Annotated in this window: 17 protein-coding genes; all 17 read right to left on the bottom strand. The window is 57.3% G+C overall.

The features are described from left to right. Window positions 1–10: 10 nt before the first annotated feature. Complete coding sequence (locus tag N5923_RS16425; RefSeq protein ID WP_267141941.1) at window positions 11–517, bottom strand: Lrp/AsnC family transcriptional regulator; 507 nt, start codon at window positions 515–517, stop codon at window positions 11–13. 143 nt (window positions 518–660) lie between these two features. Then, on the bottom strand, window positions 661–1977 hold the full coding sequence (gene gabT, locus N5923_RS16420) for a 4-aminobutyrate--2-oxoglutarate transaminase (RefSeq protein ID WP_267141940.1): 1317 nt from the start codon (window positions 1975–1977) through the stop codon (window positions 661–663). 128 nt (window positions 1978–2105) lie between these two features. After that, the gene (locus tag N5923_RS16415; protein WP_407704486.1) at window positions 2106–3224 is read right to left on the bottom strand and encodes a M20 aminoacylase family protein; all 1119 of its coding nucleotides are present in this window, start codon (window positions 3222–3224) and stop codon (window positions 2106–2108) included. 7 nt (window positions 3225–3231) lie between these two features. Beyond that, window positions 3232–4158, bottom strand: coding sequence for a 2-hydroxyacid dehydrogenase (locus tag N5923_RS16410; RefSeq protein ID WP_267141938.1), 927 nt, complete (start codon window positions 4156–4158; stop codon window positions 3232–3234). Then, window positions 4158–5006, bottom strand: a complete 849-nt coding sequence (locus N5923_RS16405; RefSeq protein ID WP_267141937.1) for a GNAT family N-acetyltransferase — start codon at window positions 5004–5006, stop codon at window positions 4158–4160. Before N5923_RS16405 ends, N5923_RS16410 begins: the two co-directional genes overlap by 1 nt. A 9-nt stretch (window positions 5007–5015) precedes the next feature. Continuing rightward, window positions 5016–6347 (bottom strand): NAD(P)/FAD-dependent oxidoreductase, encoded by a 1332-nt coding sequence (locus tag N5923_RS16400; protein ID WP_267141936.1) that lies wholly within the window; start codon window positions 6345–6347, stop codon window positions 5016–5018. A 69-nt stretch (window positions 6348–6416) separates the two neighbouring features. Then, on the bottom strand, window positions 6417–8081 hold the full coding sequence (locus N5923_RS16395) for an ABC transporter ATP-binding protein (RefSeq protein WP_267141935.1): 1665 nt from the start codon (window positions 8079–8081) through the stop codon (window positions 6417–6419). Continuing rightward, a complete protein-coding gene (locus tag N5923_RS16390; RefSeq protein WP_267141934.1) occupies window positions 8078–8929 on the bottom strand; it encodes an ABC transporter permease in 852 nt (283 codons plus the stop codon). Before N5923_RS16390 ends, N5923_RS16395 begins: the two co-directional genes overlap by 4 nt. After that, window positions 8929–9882: an ABC transporter permease gene (locus N5923_RS16385; RefSeq protein ID WP_267141933.1), complete on the bottom strand. Its 954-nt coding sequence runs from the start codon at window positions 9880–9882 to the stop codon at window positions 8929–8931. Before N5923_RS16385 ends, N5923_RS16390 begins: the two co-directional genes overlap by 1 nt. A gap of 20 nt (window positions 9883–9902) precedes the next feature. Further along, entirely contained in the window at window positions 9903–11507 is a 1605-nt protein-coding gene (locus N5923_RS16380) for an ABC transporter substrate-binding protein (protein WP_267141932.1), read from the bottom strand. 33 nt (window positions 11508–11540) lie between these two features. Next, window positions 11541–12818 carry an NAD(P)/FAD-dependent oxidoreductase gene (locus N5923_RS16375; protein ID WP_267141931.1) on the bottom strand — a complete coding sequence of 426 codons (1278 nt, stop codon included), beginning with the start codon at window positions 12816–12818 and terminating at the stop codon, window positions 11541–11543. Between the two features lie 19 nt (window positions 12819–12837). After that, a complete protein-coding gene (locus tag N5923_RS16370; protein ID WP_267141930.1) occupies window positions 12838–13506 on the bottom strand; it encodes a haloacid dehalogenase type II in 669 nt (222 codons plus the stop codon). A gap of 36 nt (window positions 13507–13542) precedes the next feature. Further along, window positions 13543–15015, bottom strand: coding sequence for an aldehyde dehydrogenase family protein (locus N5923_RS16365; RefSeq protein WP_267141929.1), 1473 nt, complete (start codon window positions 15013–15015; stop codon window positions 13543–13545). 386 nt (window positions 15016–15401) lie between these two features. Continuing rightward, window positions 15402–16859, bottom strand: a complete 1458-nt coding sequence (locus tag N5923_RS16360) for an NAD-dependent succinate-semialdehyde dehydrogenase (protein WP_267141928.1) — start codon at window positions 16857–16859, stop codon at window positions 15402–15404. 250 nt (window positions 16860–17109) lie between these two features. Further along, complete coding sequence (cbl, locus tag N5923_RS16355; protein WP_267145247.1) at window positions 17110–18069, bottom strand: HTH-type transcriptional regulator Cbl; 960 nt, start codon at window positions 18067–18069, stop codon at window positions 17110–17112. A 148-nt stretch (window positions 18070–18217) separates the two neighbouring features. Beyond that, a complete protein-coding gene (nac, locus tag N5923_RS16350) occupies window positions 18218–19135 on the bottom strand; it encodes a nitrogen assimilation transcriptional regulator NAC (protein ID WP_267141926.1) in 918 nt (305 codons plus the stop codon). 304 nt (window positions 19136–19439) lie between these two features. Then, complete coding sequence (locus N5923_RS16345; RefSeq protein WP_267141925.1) at window positions 19440–20471, bottom strand: ABC transporter permease; 1032 nt, start codon at window positions 20469–20471, stop codon at window positions 19440–19442. Window positions 20472–20474 lie beyond the last annotated feature (3 nt).

Genomic DNA, 20474 nt, shown 5'->3' with positions numbered 1-20474 from the left:
GCGTAATCTACTAATACTCCACCTGCGTATGACGTGAAATCAGTGAGCGCAGCGGCACGCTGCTTTTCATAATCGGCGATTTAATAACGATATAACTGAAGTACTTATCAATACCGAGTTTGGCATCCAGTAAGCCTTCAATCACTTCCTGATAGTGCTCAATACTGCGGGTGATAAAGCGCAACAGATAGTCGTAACCGCCGGTAATCAGATGGCACTCCATCAGCTCATCCACTTCGCGAATCGCATTCTCAAATTTAAGGAAATCTTCGCGGCGATGGCCTGCCAGGGTGACTTCGGTAAATACCGTCACCGAATCGGTAATTTTGGTCAGGTTGATATGGGCTTCATAGCCGGTAATAAAGCCCGCAGTCTCAAGGCGTTTTACGCGCTGTAAGCAGGGGCTGGGCGAAAGCCCAACGGCGTCGGCAAGGTTCACATTGCTGATGCGGCCATCTTTTTGCAGTTGCACCAGGATATTGATGTCGATGCGGTCCAGTTTCATTAAGCCGTTCATAGAACCCCTCATTGTTACACAATTGTGCACGCCTAGTTTGATGGTATAACACGCTTTCTGGTCAGCGCGCCAGCGCTAAGCGGTGTTATACCATCGCGCGGGCAGCCACGATAACTTCAACAATTTCAATGAGGAAACTATGACTAGCCTAAACGACCGGTGGCGCGCGCCAGCGCGATATCAAAGATATGCAACGCCTCTTCCAGCTGCGAATCACTGGTGACCAGCGGCGCGAGGAAACGCACGGTATTGCGGTGCAGGCCGCACTTGATCAGCAATAAACCTTCCTGACAGGCACTGTCGAGGATCTTCTGCGTCAGTGCCGCATCCGGTTTTTTGCTCTCAAAATCGATAATTTCCACCGCCTGCATAAAGCCAATCCCGCGCACTTCACCGATACAGGCGTATTTATCCGCCAGCTGCTGTAAACGCGCATTAAGCTGCGCACCCAACAGATTCGAACGCTCCAGCAGATTGTCATTTTCCAGCAGATCAAGCACCGCCAGTGACGCGGCGCAGGCCAGCGCGTTGCCGCCATAGGTGCCGCCGAGTCCGCCGGGGGTTGGCGCATCCATAATCTCCGCACGCCCCACTACCCCTGAAATCGGCAAACCGCCACCGAGACTTTTCGCCACGGTGACCAGGTCCGGGGTAATCGCGGAGTGCTCGAAGCCAAACATTTTGCCGGTACGGCCAAAGCCGGTCTGCACTTCATCGCAAATCAGCAAAATGCCATGACGCCCGGTGATTTCACGCAGCGCCTGCATAAAGCTGGCGGGCGCCTGCAGGAAACCGCCGTCGCCCTGCACCGGCTCAATAATTATTGCCGCAACGCGCTCCGGCAGAATCTGCACCGCAAACAGATTCTCCAGCGCCGCCAGACAATCCTCTGGCGAAATATCATGGAAAGCATTGGGGAACGGCACGCGATATATATCGCCAGGGAAAGGACCAAAGTTCTGTTTATAGGGCTGACTCATACCGGTCAGAGTAACACCTAATAAGGTACGACCATGAAACGCGCCATCAAACGCAATAATGCCCGGACGATTGGTATAAGCGCGGGCAATTTTCACCGCATTTTCTACCGCTTCAGCGCCGCTGGTAAAAAAAACACTTTTATAGGCTTTATCGCCGCCGATTAATTTATTTAACCGCTTTGCCAGTTCTATATAACCGGGATAAGCCGCCACCTGGAAACAGGCATGCGATACCTGCTGCAACTGCTGCGTCACCGCATTAATCACCGCCGGGTGGCTGTGACCGACATTCAGTACGCCGATACCGCCAACAAAATCTAAATAGCGATTGCCCTCCACATCCCAGACTTCAGAGCCTTTCCCTTTGGCGATCACCACCGGGTGAGCGGTGACCACACCGCGCGGCACATTCTCTTCGCGTGCATTCAGAAATAGTGCGTTATCAGAAAATGTTTGCTGCTCAGCGATTAAATTATGCATCTCTCTACCTCATCGACGTAACGATAATATGGGTCAAGTATCGCAATAAGCCCTTTTGCTAAGCTGCTGTAATTGCCACCGCAGCAGCATTTACTTTCGAATTCAGCGTTAATCAGTTAATTAAATTTTCACCCCAGCGTTTCGCGCACCACTTCGCAAAACCATTTCACGCCGAACGGGATCAGATCATCATTAAAGTCATAAGCGGAATGGTGCAGAGGATGGCTGTCGGCAGAGCCGAGCCATAAATAAGCGCCGGGACGCACTTGCAACATAAAAGAGAAATCTTCCGAGGTCAGCGCGGGCTTGTCGGCGGTGCTGGCCTGCAAACCGGCATGCTGCGCCGCCCGCAAGGCAATCGCCGCTTCCGCTGCGCTGTTAATGGTCGCCGGATAATAACGGTTGTACCGCACTTCCGCCTGTAAGCCGTGGGCGGCGCTGACATATTCCGCCATCTGCCGCAGGCGCTGCTCAATCACATCCTGCACCTGCGGACTAAAGGTGCGTACCGTGCCGGTAATTTCCGCTTGCGCCGGGATCATATTGTGCGAGAAGCCGCCCTGAATGCGTGTCACCGTCAGTAAACCCGGTTCGCAGGGATCAATTGCGCGCGCCACAATGGTATTCAGCTGCACCACCAGTTCACTGGTGGCTAACAGCGTATCGGCACTGAGGTGTGGCTGCGCCGCATGACCACCACCGCCTTTGATGGTGATATCGAAACGGTCGGCGGCGGCCATAATCGGCCCCGCGCGGGTTTGCGCGCTGCCGAGCGGCAGTTCCGGCCAGTTGTGCACCGCGTACACGGCATCGCAGGGAAAGCGGGTAAACAGATCGTCATCGATCATCGCTTGCGCGCCCGCCAGCCCCTCTTCAGCGGGCTGGAAAATAAAATTTACCGTGCCGTTAAAATCAGCGGATTTGACCAGCGCTTCCGCTGCGCCAAGCAGCATTGTGATATGTCCGTCATGACCGCAGGCGTGGCAGACGCCAGCATGGGTGCTTTTCCACGGCTGGCTGCCGCCATCATCCATCGGCAGCGCATCCATATCGGCACGCAGACCGATACTGCGGCTACTGCTGCCACGCCGCAATACGCCGACGACGCCGGTTTTACCGACGCCGCGATGCACCTCAATACCCAGCGCGCTCAGGAACTGCGCGACGATCTCCGCAGTGCGATGCTCGGCAAAACCCGGTTCAGGATGGGCATGCAGATCCCGTCGCAGCGCGACTAAATGTGACAGCGCCATATTAATATCCTCTCTGCCTGTCGATCACCCCGACCATCGGTTCACCAGCCTCAAAGCGCCGGATATTCGCCAGCAGCGCTTCAATCGCGGTGTCCGCCATGCTGTGACTGGCGATATGCGGGGTTAACCAGATGGCCGGATGCGTCCAGAACGGGTGTCCGGCAGGCAGAGGTTCCGGATCGGTAACGTCCACCACCGCAGCGCTCAGCTGCTGGCTCTCCAGCGCACTAAGTAAGTCGTCGTGATTAAGCTGGGCGCCACGGCCAACCTGTACCAGCGCCGCACCGCGCGGCAGCTGGTTAAAGCAGTCGGCATTCAGCAGCCCGCGGGTGCTGTCGGTCAGCGGCAGCAGGCAGATTAAGATATCGCTACGCGCGAGGAAATCCCCCAGCTGTTCAGGTCCGGCCCAGCACTGTACGCCGTCGATATCACGCGGCGTGCGGCTCCAGCCGCCACAATCAAAACCGAACGCCTGCAACGGTTTCAGCACCGCTTCGCCCAGACTGCCCAGCCCCATCACGCCGACACGACACTTTGCCGCCGAACGCATCAGATGCGGCTGCCACTGCTGCGCACGCTGCTGCTGAAAATAGCGCGGCATATCGCGATGCAGACCGAGTACCGCAAAGCTGACGTACTCCACCATGCCGTTAATCAGACCCGGTTCGACCATCCGCACCACCGGCAAATCGGCGGGCAGACGCGCATAGTCAAACTGGTCAGCGCCCGCACCGACGGAGAACAGCACCTTCAGATTGGGGAACTGCTGCATAATATCCGCTGGTGGCTGCCAGGCGACCAGATAGTCGACAGTTGTCGGGTCACCGATATCCGGCCACAGGCGAAAACTGGCGTGCGGCACCTGCTCTTTTACCAGCGCCGCCCACTTGCGCCCGCGCTCGGGTTCAGACTTATAGACAATATTCATCAGGCCATCGCCTGGGTCATTAACCCGAACACCTGCATAGCGCCCGCTGCGGGCTGCCAGGGTGTTCCCTTAACCATGGTGGTTGGCGCATCGACTTTTGCCAGTCCCTGCGCGGTTAACCAGTCACCCAGCCCACTGCTGGCATCAGTATCGATACGCACAAACTGGCCGCTTATTCCGCTAAGTAAATGGGTGACCAGCAGTTGCGCCGACGCCAGGTCGCGGGCAATTACCGGCCCGATAGCGTAGCCATGACCAAAGCGGCGCAAACAGGCGAACCCCTGTGGTTGACCATCCTGCTCCAGCACCAGCAGCGGCTGTTCGCTGCCCAGCAGTGCGGCGATAAGTTGTGGACGATGCTGACCGTGCGCCTGTTGATCAAGCATGGTCAGCAGCGCCGCATCTTGCGGTTGCGCCTGACGCAGCTGCTGATCGGCGGCCAGCGGTATCGCCGCAATCTCCGCCAGTTCAGGGCACTGATGCTGCTCAACGTAGCCAGTGGCGACAAAACCGAGCTTTTCATATAACCCTTTGCCCGCCTCAGTGGCATGCAGCCGCACATGGCTGCCGGAAAGTTTCTCCAGCACCGCCAGCATCAGCTGTTTGCCAATCCCGCGCCCCTGCGCCGCACCATCAACAATCACCAGTCCGAGGGTGGCGTAATCACTGCCCCAGCGCCAGCAGAGCGCCGTTCCAGTCAGCTGCCCCTGCTCTTCCGCCACTACCCCTGCGCCCAGTTGCAGCGCCTGCTGCCAGTCGGCGCGACGATGTGGCCACTTCATCTGCTGCGTCAGCGCAAAAGCGCCGTCCAGATCGCGCTCACTCATCGCGCGTAGTTGGATGCTCATCGCTTCTCCTTACATCATGCCGGGTGTATCAAGACCGGATCCATCGACCAGTCGCGAATAACGATAGGGTGTCGGGTCGACCACCGGTTGCTCATTCATAATCAGGTCGGCGGCCAGCCGTCCGGCTCCCGGCCCGATACCAAAACCATGCCCGCTGTAACCCGCGGAGATCACCAGTCCCGGCAGCTGCGGCACCGTGGAGATCACCGGAATCGCATCCGGCGCGCTGTCGATCATGCCGCCCCACGCCTGCACCATGCGCAGATCCGCCAGCGCCGGATACTCTTTGCGCATGGCGGTGATGCCTTCCTGCACCAGCGCCAGATCGGCATGCGGATCAAGAATGCGCACTTTTTCAAACGGGGAAACCGCGTCGAACTGCCAGCGGCCCAGCGCTTCCGGCCCGCGGTAAAATGGCGCAAGACCGAGGCGGATCTTCAGATTTTTACGCCGTGCTTTAAAAGTGGGATAGAACTGACGCGCATAGCGCAGCCCCTGCGCACCCGGCTCCAGGCGGCCACGCCCCGAAACCGAGACCGTATAGCTGCCATCCAGCTGCGGACGGCAGGCAAAGCCCGGGGTATACAGCGGCATGGCAATCGCCTGCTCAATCGGCGCGGTGCGAAAGGCGGTGCCAATCACATTGCCCAGCGGCAGATCGATACCATGACGGCGACAGAACATAGAGGTCCAGGCGCCACCGGCGCAGATGACGCTGCTGGTTTTGATCAGGCCGCGTTCGGTCCAGACACCGCTGACATGACCCGCAGCGATATCCAGCCCGCGCACCGCGCACTGCTGGATTACGCAAGCGCCGAGACGTTGCGCAGCAATCGCTAAACCGGGTGCTGCCAGCGACGGTTCGGCATGACCATCTGTCGGCGACGAGACGCCGCCCAGCCAGGCGGTGGTGCTACCCGGGGTCATCGCTTTGGCCTGCTCAGCGTTCAGGATATCGCTGCGCACATCATAGCTTTTCGCCATTTTGCCCCAGTTATCCCAGGCATCGATTTCACTCTGATCGCGCGTGGCGTACACCAGCCCGGTACGCCGGAAACCCAGCTCCTCGCCGGTTTCCTCACTCAGCTCCTGCCAGCGGCGCAGGGCATAGATAATCAGCGGTAACTCACGCTCGTCGCGGTTCTGCTGACGGCACCAGCCCCAGTTACGGCTGGACTGTTCACCGCCCACCAGCCCTTTCTCCAGCAAAACCACCTTTACACCCTGTTTAGCCAGTTCATAAGCCGCTGCGGCGCCGGCGATACCGCCGCCGATCACCACCACATCAGCGGATTCAGGAAAATATGCGTTGTCCTGTACATATCGAATCGGTGCTGGCATTGCGTGTATGTCCTCATATGCAAATTTCTGGCACGGGCGGCGAAAACGCCGCCCCTACAGTGGATGTTGCTACAGGGCGATATCGCCCTCTTCATGCTCATCTAACCAGCCCTGACGCAGCTCCGGCACCGCGCGTTTCAGCCGTTCATAGTAAAGATCGCTGGACGGTTTGTCATAATCGGCGCGCGCCACCTGCGCCACCATGCGGCCGCTTTTCACCACAATAATTTCATCACACACCGAACGCACCGCATGCAGATCGTGGCTGATAAACAGCACCGACAGCCCCAGCTCGCGGCGCAGATCGGTAATCAGATCCAGTACCGCTGCCGCCACCACCGTATCCAGCGCGGAGGTCACCTCATCGCACAGAATCAGATCCGGCTCAGCGGCCAGCGCCCGCGCCAGATTGACCCGCTGTTTCTGACCGCCGGAGAGCGCCCACGGCCGCCGCCACAATACGCTGCGCGGCAGACGCACCAGATCCAGCAGCTCATACAACCGTTTTTCCCGCGCCGCGCCGCGTAAACCGTGAAACAGTTTCAGCGGACGGGTCAGAATATTTTCCACGCTGTGCGCCGGATTCAGCGCGGTGTCCGCCATCTGGAACACATACTGAATACGTCTGAGTTCATTTTCCGGCCGCTGCTGCAGCGCCCCGGAGATATAGTGACCATTAAACAGAATATGGCCGCTGGATGGCGTATTAATCCCGGCAATAGCATGAGCCAGCGTGGTTTTACCCGAGCCGGACTCGCCGATAATACCGATCGCCTGACCGCGAAACAGTTTGAAATTAATATCCTGTAAGATACTGATTTCTGGCTGGCCGCGGCTGTCGAGCGGACCGTAACCGGCGGAAAGGTCGCGCACTTCCAGCAGCGGATGAATATCGGCTTCGTCTGCATGCCAGGCGCTGGCGCGGGTTTTCTGCTGCGCCGCCTCCAGCAGCAGACGGGTATATTCCGCCTGCGGCGCCGCCAGCAATGCATCGGTGCTGCCATATTCGGCGATCGCTCCTTTCAGCAACACCAGAATACGGTCCGCCATCTGCGCCACGACCGCCAGATCATGACTGACGTAGATTGCCGTGGTGCCGCGCTGACGCACCACGCGGCGAAAGGCTTTCAGCACTTCGACCTGAGTAGTGACATCCAGCGCAGTGGTCGGCTCATCAAGGATCACCACTTCCGGATCGCCAATCAGCGCCATCGCCGTCATCAGACGTTGCAGCTGACCACCGGAAACCTGATGCGGATAGCGTTCGCCGATGGTATCCGGGTTCGGCAGCGCCAGTTCGCGGAACAGCTCCAGCGCTTTCTTCTTCGCGTCGGCGCGGCTCATCAGGCCGTGGATCACCACCGGCTCAATCACCTGGTCGATTATTTTCATCGCCGGGTTAAATGACGCTGCCGCACTCTGCGCAATATAGGCGATTTTATTGCCGCGAAATTCGCCCAGTTGCCCTGGCGTCAGCGACGTGACATCGGTACCGGCAATATGAATGGTGCCTGCGGCGATATGGCAGCCATGGCGCGCATAACCCATCAGCGCGAGGGCAATCGTGGTTTTACCGGAACCGGACTCCCCGATCAGCGCCAGCACTTCGCCCTGCTGCACGGTAAAACGAATATCGGAAACCAGCGATACTTCATGGCCATCGTCGGCTTTGGCAGTCACCCGCAGGTTTTCCACCGCCACCATCGGCCGTGCGCTATGTGGCGTAATATTCATGCAACCCCCTTCACCCAGTTTATCGGACGCATCGCTTGTAAGCTGTCGATAAACAGGTTCGCGCCAATGGTCAGACTGGCAATCGCCACCGCAGGCATCAGCACCGCCGGTGAGCCATCAAACAGCCCCTGCAGGTTTTCGCGCACCAGCGTGCCCCAGTCAGCATAAGGCGGCTGAACCCCGAGACCGAGGAAGCTCAGGCCACTGAGCATCAGCACGATATAGACAAAACGCAGACCAAAATCGGTCAGCATCGGATGCAGCATATTTGGCAGAATATCGTGGAGGGCGATATACCAGCGGCTTTCACCACGCAGCCGCGACGCCTGCACATAGTCCATCGAGCGCAGGCTGGAGGCCATCGCATAGGCAATACGGTAAGCGCCCGGCCAGTAGGTAAATACCGCAGTGACAATCAGCATCGGCAGCGAGGAGCCGAATACCGCCACAATCATCAGCGCCAGAATTTTACCCGGCAGGATCAGCATCGCATCGTTGATGCGTCCAAGGATCTCCTCCAGCCAGCGGCCGGTCACTGCCGCCAGCAGCGCCAGCAGGGTACCGATAATACTGGCCAGCAGCGCGGCGCTCAGCGCCAGGCCAATCGAGTAGCGGGCGCCAAACATAATGCGGCTGAGAATATCGCGGCCAAGATAGTCGGTGCCGAACCAGTATTCAGCGCTAAAGCCGCCAAACATCGGCCCGCCGCCAATATCCTCCAGATTATGCGGCGCCAGCGCGGTGCCGAATATCGCCATAAAAATCCAGAACAGCGTTATCAGCAGACCGAGGCGGCCAGCGTTATTCAGCGACTGGAAAAACCTTAAGGGCAACAGAAGCGTATTCATCAGCCCCTCCACTTTGGATTAAATGCAATCGTCAGGATATCCGCCGCCAGCAGCAGCACCAGATAGCAGACGGCAAAGAACATCACACACAGCTGCACCACCGGCAGATCGCGGTTGCTGACCGCATCCACCATCTGGCTGGCCAGCCCGGGATAACTGAAGATGCTTTCAATAATAATCACGCCGCCAAACAGATAAGAGAGGCTAAGCGAGACGGCATTGGCAATCGGCCCGACCGCGTTTGGCAGCGCGTGACGCAGCATCGCGCGCAGCGGTGAAACCCCTTTCAGCAGCGTCATCTCCAGATACGGACTGTCCATCTGATTGATAATCGCCGCGCGCGTCATACGCGCCATTTGCGCCACCACCACACAGCACAGGGTCAGCACCGGCAGCGCGTAGGTACGCAGAAAACCGAGCAGATCCTGATCCGGCGAGCCAATCGACATCGCCGGCACCCAGTGCAGCTTCACGGCAAAAATAATCACCGCAATGGTGGCCACCAGGAACTCCGGCACCGCCACCACCGCCATGGTGCTTAATACCAGCGCGCGATCCAGCAGCGAACCGCGCTTCATCGCGGCGGTAATGCCAATCACCAGCGCCAGCGGTACCGAAACCAGCGTGGTGGTGGCGGCCAGCTGGAAAGTGGCGGGAATGCGCTGCGCCACCAGCTGGGTAACCGGTAAATTACTGGCGAAAGAGGTACCAAAATCGCCCTGAAGCATTCCGGCCAGCCAGCTGAAGTAACGTAACACCAGCGGCTGATCAAGCCCGAGCTGCTGACGCAGCGCGGTAATGGTTTCCGGGGTCGCTCCTTGTCCGAGGATCATCTGCGCCGCATCGCCCGGCAGCATACTGGTGATCAGAAACACCAGCGCCGACACAATCAGCAGCGTTAATAAGCCGGAGCCGAGGCGCCGCGCAATCAGTCTGGAAATGGTCCGATTCATCGCCGTTCTCCTTAATCAAATCAGGAAGCGAGCCAGGCAAACTCATGGAAGCGATAGCCCATCATCATGCCCGAAGGCCAGGCCTCAACCCCTTTCACTTTATTACTGTGTCCATCCATCGAGCTGATAAACACCGGAATAATGGTGCCGCAGTGGTCATGCACCAGCGTCTGCATATCGCCATACATCTGTTTGCGTTTGCCCTGATCCTGTTCGCCACGCGCCGCAGTCACCAGCTGGTCAAACTGTGGATTTTTCCAGCCCGATTCATTCCACGGCGCATCGGAGCGGTAGAACTGCGAAAACAGCATATCCAGCGTCGGACGTGGGTTGACCGAACCGTAGCCAATCGGATCTTTCATCCAGTGGGTCGACCAGTAGCCGTCATACGGCACGCGGCGCACATTGACGTTCAGTCCGGCGGAACGGGCGATCTGCTGAATCAGCTGGCCGCCTTCTACTGCGCCTTCGATATTGGGTGTAGTAATAATCTCGACTTTCGCGCCCACCATATTGGCTTTCTTCAGATGGAATTTAGCTTTATCGAGGTCCAGCGGACGCTGCGGGATATCTTTGTTAAACATCGGATGCCACGGCGGCACCGGCGTATCGTTGCCGATATCGCCATAGCCCTGCATCACGGTTTTCTGCATCATTTCGCGCGGCTGCATATATTTCATCGCCAGTACAAAGTCAGGATTGCTGCCCGGCTGCTGATCGGTACGCAGGATCAGGTCGCTGTACATCCCTGATTTGGTTTCCATGATGCCGAACTGTCCGCTCTGCTTCAGGCGTTTAACGTCATTGGCCGACAGAGTGGAAACGATATGCAGATCGCCGGACATCAGGGCATTAACCCGCGCCGCCGGATCGGTCACGCCCATCAGATCCACTTCATCAAGGTGCGGCAGTCCCGGCTTCCAGTAGTTTTTGTTTTTGCTGCCGACGGTACGTACGCCGGGCTGGAAAGATTTCAGCACAAACGGGCCGGTGCCGACGCCTTTACTGAAATCTTTAGTGTTGTTCTGCACAATCAGGAATGAACTGGTGGCGAGAATTGATGGCAGGTCAAAGTTGGCCTGCTCAAGCGTGATCTCCAGTTCGGTTGGGCTAATCGCTTTAAAGGTTTTCATCTGCGATGCCAGAGTGATCACCGTCGACGCCACCGCCGGATCTTTATGGCGGCTCAGCGAGTAAATAACGTCGTCAGTGGTCAGCGCCTTGCCGTCGTGGAAGGTGACGCCGGGACGCAGTTTGAGATGCCAGAGAATGCCGTCGCTGCTGTCAATCGATTCCGCCAGCGCCGGTTGCGCAACCAGGTTTTTGTCGAGTTCGGTCAGGCCGCTGTAGAACATAAACTGACGGCTGTAATCACCGCTGTTGCTGCCTTTTGCCGGGTCCAGCGTATCGGTTGCAGAGGAGTTGGCCAGCGCAGCGCGCAGCTTGCCACCGGCGACCGGGGTTTCTGCGGCATAACTAAACTCAGGGAAGCCCAGCAGGCCGGTACTCATTACCGCACCTGCCGATAATAACTTCATCATGCCGCGGCGGGAGATCGACACATCGTTAATTGCCTGCGTGATCGCAGCATTAACCGGGCTAAATTCTTTACGAAATTTACTCATCTGCACACCCTCAAAAGTAAAACGTTCAGTGGTTCAGGAGAGCCGATCCATAGCCTTGTAGTACAAGCCCGCGACGGGCAAAAACCAGGGTTTACCAAAGTAGCCCGGTACGGCTGGCCAGCTGGTGCGCTGCCATGGATTCTCCGTGCTTTTTTCGGCGATCAGATCCGCCATCACGCTGCCCATCCACACCGACATCTGCGTGCCGTGGCCGCTGTAGCCGAGTGAATAGAACACCCCCTCGTGCTCACCGGCATGCGGCAGGCGGTCAGCGGTCATATCCACCAGTCCGCCCCAGCAGTAGTCGATCACTGGCGCGCTCAGCGCCGGAAACATTTTTTTCATCCCCGCTTTCAGCACATCGCCGCTGCGCGCATCCGAGGTCGGACTGCTGATGGCGAAACGGGCGCGGCCGCCAAAGACCAGACGATTATCCGCAGTAGTGCGAATGTAATTGCCGAGATTCAGCGAGGTGACATAGGTGCGATTTTCTGGCAGCAGCTGCTGCAATAAACCGGCGTCCAGCGGCGCGGTGACCACCACAAAGCTGCCGACCGGAATAATGCGGCGCTGGAACCACCCGAAGGGGCCGAGATTGGAGCAGCCGGTCGCCATCAGCACTTTTTCAGCGATAATCTCGCCTCTGGCGGTGCTGACGCGATGACGATACCCTTCCAGACGGGTTAAGCCGGTCACCGCCGTCTGCGGATAGATTTTCGCGCCGCTGCGCGCGGCGGCACTGGCCAGCCCGATGCCGAACTTGCCCATATGCATCTGGCCGCCATGTTGTTGCAGCAGGCCGCCGTGAAACGCCGGAGAATCGATCTCGCGGCGTACCTCATCGGCGCTCAGCAGTTCGACGTCCGGATCCACATGGCGACGCATCATCTCGCAGGCGGCTTTTAGCGCCGGCAGATGCGAGGCTTTACTCGCCAGTTTCAGCTTGCCGCAACGGCGGAAATCGCAGTCGATCTGCTCGCTCGCCACCAGCTGCTGCACATAATCCACCGCATCGGCAAAGGCGCGGTAGTAGCGGCTGGCCTGTTCAACGCCCTGACTCGCCACCAGCGCGGAAAAGTTCTGCGCCACGCCGGTATTACAGTGTCCGCCGTTGCGCCCGGAGGCCTGGCTCATCACCTCGCCAGCTTCAAGCAGCACCACATTGATGCCGCTGCGCGCCAGATTCAGCGCCGCTGAGATGCCAGTAAAGCCACCGCCAATCACCACCACATCGGCGCTGGCAGGCAGATCGCCTGCGCTGGCGCCGTCAAAAGCGGGCGCCGTTGCCTGCCAGAAGGATTCCAGTTTCATCGCCTGCTCCTGTCTCCGCTTACAGTCCGACAACCGCCGGAAGGCCGCCGATATCGTTAATTTCGCTGTAACCAAAGTACGGGTTACCGGCATCATGACCGCGCGCCACCCAGACTTTATGTTTGATGCCGAGGTCATGGGCGGTCATCAGGTCATAGCGCAGGCTGGAAGAGACGTGCAGAATCTCTTCCGGGCCGCACTCCAGCTTATTCAGCATGTATTCAAAACCCTTCATCTGCGGCTTATACGCGCCGACTTCTTCGGCGGTGATGGTCATATGAATTGGCGCGCCAAGACGCGGCACATGGTTTTTAATCAGTTCGTCGGTGGAGTTGGTCAGCAGCACCAGCGGAAACTCTTCCGCCACTTTTGCCAGCCCGGCAGGCACATCGGCGTGCGGCCCCCAGCTGGCGCAGGCGGTCATCACGTCGGCGCAATCCTGTTCGGTACATTCGACGCGCCACTTATTACAGGTGCGGTACAGCGCATCCGCCACCACCCGTGGATAGAGTTTAAAAGCACCCAGCACCTCATCCATGCGGTAGCGGGCGAAATCGGTGGTAAACGCCGCCATCTGCCCAGGACTGACGCGATCGACGAAAATTGCCGCTGCCGCGCCGGCCATATCAAAGTTGATCAAGGTGCCGTAGCAGTCGAAGGTGATGTATTTCGGTTTAAACACAGCCATTGCGCGACCTCTTCAGATTGTCGGATTACGTTGGGATTAAAAATCGATCAGTACGCTTTTGTAGCGCTGGCAGGCTTCGAACGCCTGACGGCCCAGATCTTTGCCAATGCCGGAGCCGTGGAAGCCGCCGGTGGGAATAATAAAGTCGCCGGAGCGGCCATAACGGTTGATCCAGACAGTACCGGCGGCGATGCCGCGCATCGCGCGCAGGGCGCGGTCGAGGCTACCGGTATGCACCCCGGCGCACAGGCCGTAAGTGGCGTGGGAAGCCAGCGCCAGCCCCTGCTCTTCGTCATCAAAAATCTGCACCGTCAGTACCGGGCCAAAAATCTCCTCCTGCACCGCCGGATTATCGTTACTGACGCCAGCGATCAGCGTCGGCTGCCAGAAGTAACCGTCGCCGGTATCGGCGAAACGTTCGCCGCCCACCAGTATTTCGCCGCCCTGCTGCTGCGCAGCGACAATAATCTGCTGCACTTTCGCCGCCTGACGGGCGTCAATCATCGGCGCATAGCGGCTGTTTTCATCCCAGGTGACACCCGCGCGGAAACCCTGACACAACAGCACCAGCTTTTCGATTAGCGCCTGCGCAATCCCGCGTTGCACCAGCAGACGGGTACCGGCCACGCAGGCCTGGCCGCCATTGGCGGTAAAGCCGCGCAGAATGCGGCCGGCCACTTCAGCAACATCACCCGCATCATCAAATACCAGCTGCGGGCTTTTACCGCCCAGCTCCAGCGTCACCGGCTTCATGCCGTTAAACGCCGCATCGCTCATAATGCGCGCGCCGGTCTGCGTCGAACCGGTAAAGGAGACTTTGCGCACCAGCGGATGGGCCACCAGCGCGCTGCCGGTTACCGCCCCGCCGCCCTGCACAATATTCAGCACACCAGCAGGCAATCCGGCCTGAATCGCCAGCTCCGCCATCCGCACCGTGGAGAACGGCGTCAGTTCAGAAGGTTTCAGTACCACCGCATTGCCAGCCGCCAGCGCCGGGCCGCATTTCCACGACGCCATCGACATCGGAAAATTCCATGGCGTGATTGCGCCAATCACGCCATAAGGTTCCGGCACCAGCATGCCAAGACTGGCATCACGGGTTGGCAACAGATCGCCGCTGTATTTGTCTGCACATTCGGCATAAAAGCGGATGGCTTCGGCGGTAAAAGGGAGTTCGTGATGGATCACATCATGGATCGGACGTGTTGAGCTTAAGGCTTCGAGCGGAGCCAGCGTGTCGGTATCGGCAGCAATCAGATCCGCCCAGCGACGCAGCACTGCACCGCGCTCACGCGGTGGACAGCTGGCCCAGCCGCTCTGTTTCACCGCGCGGTCGGCCAGCGTCACCGCTTCATCTACCAGCCGGGCATCCGCTTCATACAGCTCGGCGGCCGGTTTGCCGTCAGAAGGCCGTTTCACCAGCAAAGCGTTACCCTGACCACGCCGATGCTGACCATTAAGATAATGACCGGCGGGCAACGTCACTTTATCGGGATCGAAACTTAACATGGATAAACCCTTATATTTAGCGGGCCGGCAGAATAAGCGATGCGATCTTTATTTAGCCTGCTAACTAAATAATTTTTTCATCTAACTTATTCACGGTTATTAAAGTAATGCAGAAAGTATGCCAGCCCGTTAAAAAATAAAAATGCGTAAAACAGGCGCGAAAAAAATTTTCTGCCGTAAATAAAGGCAAATTTTTCCAGATAAACCGACTGTGTAAATTGATGATTTACATCACATTATAAGCGCACCAGCATAGAGCAAAGCATGCTAACAGTGCACCAAAACAGCGAGAGGGGAATTTAATCAGGGCGGGACAGATAAATAAAAAAAACGCCAGCGATGTATTTATCGTCGGCGTTTTTCAGCGGATTAACGGTTATTTTTAGTTACAAACCACCGAAATGAAATGCCTTGATTTCGAGATATTCATCGATGCCATGATGAGATCCTTCACGGCCAATACCGGACAATTTAATCCCGCCGAAAGGCGCGACTTCCAGCGAAACAGAACCGGTATTAAATCCGACCATGCCAAATTCCAGCGCTTCGCCGACACGCCATGCGCGGCGGATATTTTCAGTAAAGAAGTAGGCACCCAGGCCAAATGGCGTGTCGTTGGCCATCGCTATCGCCTCATCTTCATGATCAAAAATAAACAGCGGCGCCACCGGACCAAAGGTCTCTTCGGCGGCGATAATCATCTCGCGCGTCACCTCGCCCAGCACCGTCGGCTGCACAAACGTGCCCTCCCCCTGACTGATCCCGCCGCTCAGCAACGTCGCCCCTTTGCTTAGCGCGTCGGCAATATGCGCATTCACCTTATCGACGGCGTTGCGGTTAATTAACGGTCCCAGCGTACTGCCAGCGGCAAAGCCGTCGCCGACCTGCAGTTTCGCCACCCCCGCCAGCAGGCGTTCGGCAAAGCGCGGATAGATATTGCGTTGCACCAGGATGCGGTTGGCACAGACGCAGGTCTGTCCGGCATTGCGGAATTTACTTAGCATCACGCCGCTGACCGCCAGATCCAGATCGGCATCATCAAAGATAATCAGTGGCGCGTTGCCGCCCAGCTCGAGGCTGAGACGTTTAATGCTGTCGGCGCTCTGCTGCATCAGCAGCTGACCGACGCGGGTGGAGCCGGTAAAGGAGATTTTGCGCACCGTGCGGCTGGCGGTCAGCGCGCTGCCAATCTCCTGCGGTAAGCCAGTCACCACCTGCAATACGCCCGCCGGAATCCCGGCGCGCTGCGCCAGTTCCATTAGCGCCAGCGCCGACAGCGGCGTCAGCTCTGATGGCTTAACGATAATCGGGCAACCAGCGGCCAGCGCGGGCGCGACTTTGCGGGTGATCATTGCAATCGGGAAATTCCACGGCGTTATTGCCGCCGCGACGCCCACCGGCTGCTTCAGCACCAGAATACGCCGGTCATCGCCTGGCGCCGGAATGGTTTCGCCATAGATGCGGCGCGCCTCTTCGGCAAACCACTTTACAAAGCTGGCGCCATACAGCACTTCACCTCTGGCTTCTGCCAGCGGTTTGCCCTGCTCGGCGGTCATAATCATCGCCAGATCGTCGGCATGCGCCAAAATCAGCTGATGCCATTGCTCCAGCAGGGTCGCGCGCTGTGCGTTAGGGGTTTTCGCCCAGCTGATCCGTGCGGCTTCCGCATACGCAATAGCCAGTTCAGTCTCGGCTTTACCCAGTGCCGGAATAGTGGCAATTGTCTGTCGCGTGGAAGGATTAGTAACGTCCAGTGTCTCGCCACTGTGCGCGCCCTGCCATTCACCGGCAAAGAAAGCCTGCTGACGCAACAGGCCAGCATCTTGTAAACGTTGTTCGAGCATAGCATCCCCTTTTGTCTGATCACTTCACTGTAACCAACCGGGAAAATCGATGCTGCGTTATGCGGGGGCCTGCTGATGCTGGCGGTAAGGAATTTGGGCGGGAAACGAAATTTTATGCTGTATGCGTCGGGCGGCGAGAACGCCGTTATTGAGATCGCCGCAAATCCTCGACACGGGCGGCGAGAACGCCGCCCCTACCGGTTTTCCAGGGGAGCCGTTTTCGGCTCCCGTAATAACGAAAGCAACCATCTCAGATTTGGAAATCGATCACCGGCAGCTCTTCTTCACCCACCGACAGCGCCTGGCGCTTGATCTCTTCCAGCGACAGATTGGCATTACATAACTCAAGGAACTGCCAGACATAATTACGCTGCAGCTGACCGCGCTTTAAACCCAGCCAGACGGTGTTGGATTCAAACAGATGTTTGGCTTCCAGCCGCGTCAGGCGGGAATGCTCATCCAGTTCGCAGGCCTGATCGGCCAGCACGCCAACCCCCAGTCCCAGCTCGACATAGGTTTTCACCACATCTGAATCCTGCGCACTGAGCACGATATCAGGTTTCACCCCGGCGGCATGAAATGCGCGGTCGACACGTGAACGGCCGGTGATCTCCTGACGATAAGTGATTAAAGGATAACGGCTCAGGGCATTCAGCGTTACTGGCTGCTGCTGCTCCAGCTCGTGGCCTTTCGGCACCAGCAGCGCATGATGCCAGCTAAACCACGGGAATGCCGCCAGCGCCGGGTTGTTCACCACCTGCTCACTGGCAATACCGATATCCGCCTCACCCGCCACCAGCATTGCCACAATCTCCTGCGGTGAACCCTGATTCAGCTCCAGACGCACATTAGGATAGAGCGCACGGAACGCTTTAATCACCCGCGGCAGGCTGTAACGCGCCTGGGTATGGGTAGTGGCAATCGTCAGCACCCCGTTCGATTCATTGGTAAACACATCCGCCAGGCGGCGCACTTTACCGGCCTCATCGAGGATACGTTCAGCAATCGTCAGCAGGGCTTTACCCGGCTCAGTCATCCCTAACAGGCGTTTGCCACGACGTATAAAAATTTCCACACCCAGTTCATCTTCCAGATCGCGAATGTGGCGACTGACGCCCGATTGCGAGGTGAACAGCGCATTAGCGACTTCGGTGAGGTTGAATTCGCAACGGGCGGCTTCTTTGATGATTTTAAGTTGCTGGAAATTCACGCGCTTTTCCCCTCTATTATCTGCTAAGTTGCCTTTATGTTAAGGAGGCAAATTGATAGCAACAAATAATAAAAAAGGGTTTGTTATGCGATTTAGTGATAAGGAGTGAGCCGCTTCCGTGCGCGCCCAGTATCTGGAGGGATTTTTATTAGCTCACTAACATCAGTTCACGATCTTCAACCAGCGGTTTATTCAGCAGCGACAGCAGGATATTTTTCACTGCCTGAGCGGACGGTGAAAGCGGCAGACGTGCGGAGACATTCAGTGACAGCGGCAGACTGAGTGACGGGCTGTTGATTCGCGCCATCCACGCATTGGTTGCGCTAACCAGCGAACGCGCAGCAGATTCAGGCAGTACGGTGACGCCCATTCCGCTGGATACCGCGGCCGTCAGCGTGGCGATAGATTCGATTTCACCGATAATCCGCGCACTCAGGCGACGCAGTGAAAAAGCTTCATCAACCCGTTTACGCACTGCGCTGTAATCGCGTGGCAGGAACAGGTTCATCAGCGCCACATCAGCCAGATCGATAGTCTGGCCCGGGCAGGTGGTCGCGCCAACCAGATACAGCTCTTCTTTCATCAGCGGCATGCTGGTGATACCGGCAGTTGGCGCACGGTCATAAAGTACCGCCATGTCAAGCTGACCATTCATCACTTTTTCGTTTAGTGAAGCGCCGCTATTTTCATGCAGGTAAACCAGCACATCCGGGAATTGCTCACGCACGGTTTGCAATAAAGGCATGGTCAGCGATGAGGCGGCAGTGCCTGGCGCCAGGCCGATAGAAACCTGGCCATTGAGGGATTGTCCGGCATTAATCACTGCGGTTTGCGCCTGTTCACACTGGCGTAAAATGGTGCGCGCATGCGCATATAAAATCTTGCCCGCTTCCGTTGGCGTCACGCCACGCTTGGTGCGGATCAGTAGCTGCTGGTCCAGTTCATTTTCCAGAGTCGCAACCTGCTGGCTAAGCGCAGGCTGTGCAATATGCAACACTTCTGCTGCCTGAGTCAGGCTGCCGATATCGACGATTTTCACAAAATATTTGAGTCGTCTTAAGTTCATTTTGCCTCCGTTACGGATCCCCGAATGCCTGAATGCGGCTGTTAGAATTAGCTTTAACACTGGTGCAGCCATAAGATTGCAATATGCAGGCCAATTATTTATTAAGCGCATAAAGTAAAAAGCGGACCGGGCTAACAGACGGTAAAATAAGCGTTTCTGATTACTGGCTGGCGGATAATCAGTGCCAGTAATAGCGGGCAGGTCAGACGAGTGTGGTATGACGCACCATCCGAGTGCAGAAAATGCGTTAGTGATGTGCGTTACAGGTACAGGGGCGGCGCTATCGCCGCCCCTGTTGCGTCAGTCAGCGTTTCTTACGGTTACGATGCATATCGATAGACACTGCCGCCACGATAATCATCCCTTTAATAATGTCCTGCACATAGGCGTCCACACCAACAAAGGTAAAGCCGCTTTTAATCAGCCCGAGGATCACCGCACCGATCAGCGTACCGGTAATACGACCAACCCCGCCCATCAGGCTGCTGCCACCGATAACCGCGGCGGCAATCGCGTCCAGCTCGTAGGACATCCCCATACTTGACTGACCACTGCTGACGCGCGCCGCCAGCACGACTCCCGCCAGGCCAGAGAGCGCCCCGGCAATGGTATAGACGATAATCAGATACTTATTAACGTTAATCCCGGATACTTTGGCGGAGGTCATATTGCCGCCGATAGCGTAAACATATTTACCGTAGCGGGTATGTTTCAGCGCGATATGGAAAATCACCGCCACCACCAGAAAAATAATCACCGGCATTGCGCCCTGACCGATGGCGGTAAAGCCATCAGACAGGAAGCTGATCGGATTTCCCTGCGTATAGTACTGCGCCAGACCGCGCGCCGAGACCATCATTCCCAGTGTGGCGATAAAAGGCGGGATACCGGTTTTAGTAATTAATACGCCGTTAAAGATGCCGCACAGTAACCCGACGCCAATACCGGCGACTATCGGCACCACTGCGGGCAGATTGACCAGTGACGGAAACATCGGTGACAGGCTGTCAGAGGTTTGCGCCAGACTGGCGGCAACCACCGCACTCAGCGCAATCAACGATCCTGAAGAGAGGTCAATACCGGTGGTAATAATGACCTGTGTCACCCCCACCGCAATAATGCCGATAATGGCGACCTGCAGCACAATCAGCACCAGGCGGTTGGGGTTCATCAGAAAGGACTGATCGCGGACATACCAGCCGGCAATTTCAAAAATCAGCGCAATGCCGACCATCACCACAAAAATGCCGGTATCTTTCGGCAATTTGCTTTTGAGATTGTCGAACACTGAGCTGCGCTCCGCAGGTTGCTGCGAACTGACTTTTACGTTACTCATAGT

The organism is Winslowiella arboricola (assembly GCF_025527015.1).
Lineage (GTDB): Bacteria > Pseudomonadota > Gammaproteobacteria > Enterobacterales > Enterobacteriaceae > Erwinia > Erwinia arboricola.
Note: the sequence above shows the minus strand (reverse complement) of the source record. Positions and strands in the feature narration are given on the sequence as shown.

Coding starts and splice junctions, on each gene's coding strand:
- N5923_RS16425 (WP_267141941.1), bottom strand. CDS start 517: ATGAACGGCTTAATGAAACTGGACCGCATCGACATCAATATCCTGGTG.
- gabT (WP_267141940.1), bottom strand. CDS start 1,977: ATGCATAATTTAATCGCTGAGCAGCAAACATTTTCTGATAACGCACTA.
- N5923_RS16410 (WP_267141938.1), bottom strand. CDS start 4,158: ATGAATATTGTCTATAAGTCTGAACCCGAGCGCGGGCGCAAGTGGGCG.
- N5923_RS16405 (WP_267141937.1), bottom strand. CDS start 5,006: ATGAGCATCCAACTACGCGCGATGAGTGAGCGCGATCTGGACGGCGCT.
- N5923_RS16400 (WP_267141936.1), bottom strand. CDS start 6,347: ATGCCAGCACCGATTCGATATGTACAGGACAACGCATATTTTCCTGAA.
- N5923_RS16395 (WP_267141935.1), bottom strand. CDS start 8,081: ATGAATATTACGCCACATAGCGCACGGCCGATGGTGGCGGTGGAAAAC.
- N5923_RS16390 (WP_267141934.1), bottom strand. CDS start 8,929: ATGAATACGCTTCTGTTGCCCTTAAGGTTTTTCCAGTCGCTGAATAAC.
- N5923_RS16385 (WP_267141933.1), bottom strand. CDS start 9,882: ATGAATCGGACCATTTCCAGACTGATTGCGCGGCGCCTCGGCTCCGGC.
- N5923_RS16380 (WP_267141932.1), bottom strand. CDS start 11,507: ATGAGTAAATTTCGTAAAGAATTTAGCCCGGTTAATGCTGCGATCACG.
- N5923_RS16375 (WP_267141931.1), bottom strand. CDS start 12,818: ATGAAACTGGAATCCTTCTGGCAGGCAACGGCGCCCGCTTTTGACGGC.
- N5923_RS16370 (WP_267141930.1), bottom strand. CDS start 13,506: ATGGCTGTGTTTAAACCGAAATACATCACCTTCGACTGCTACGGCACC.
- N5923_RS16365 (WP_267141929.1), bottom strand. CDS start 15,015: ATGTTAAGTTTCGATCCCGATAAAGTGACGTTGCCCGCCGGTCATTAT.
- N5923_RS16360 (WP_267141928.1), bottom strand. CDS start 16,859: ATGCTCGAACAACGTTTACAAGATGCTGGCCTGTTGCGTCAGCAGGCT.
- nac (WP_267141926.1), bottom strand. CDS start 19,135: ATGAACTTAAGACGACTCAAATATTTTGTGAAAATCGTCGATATCGGC.
- N5923_RS16345 (WP_267141925.1), bottom strand. CDS start 20,471: ATGAGTAACGTAAAAGTCAGTTCGCAGCAACCTGCGGAGCGCAGCTCA.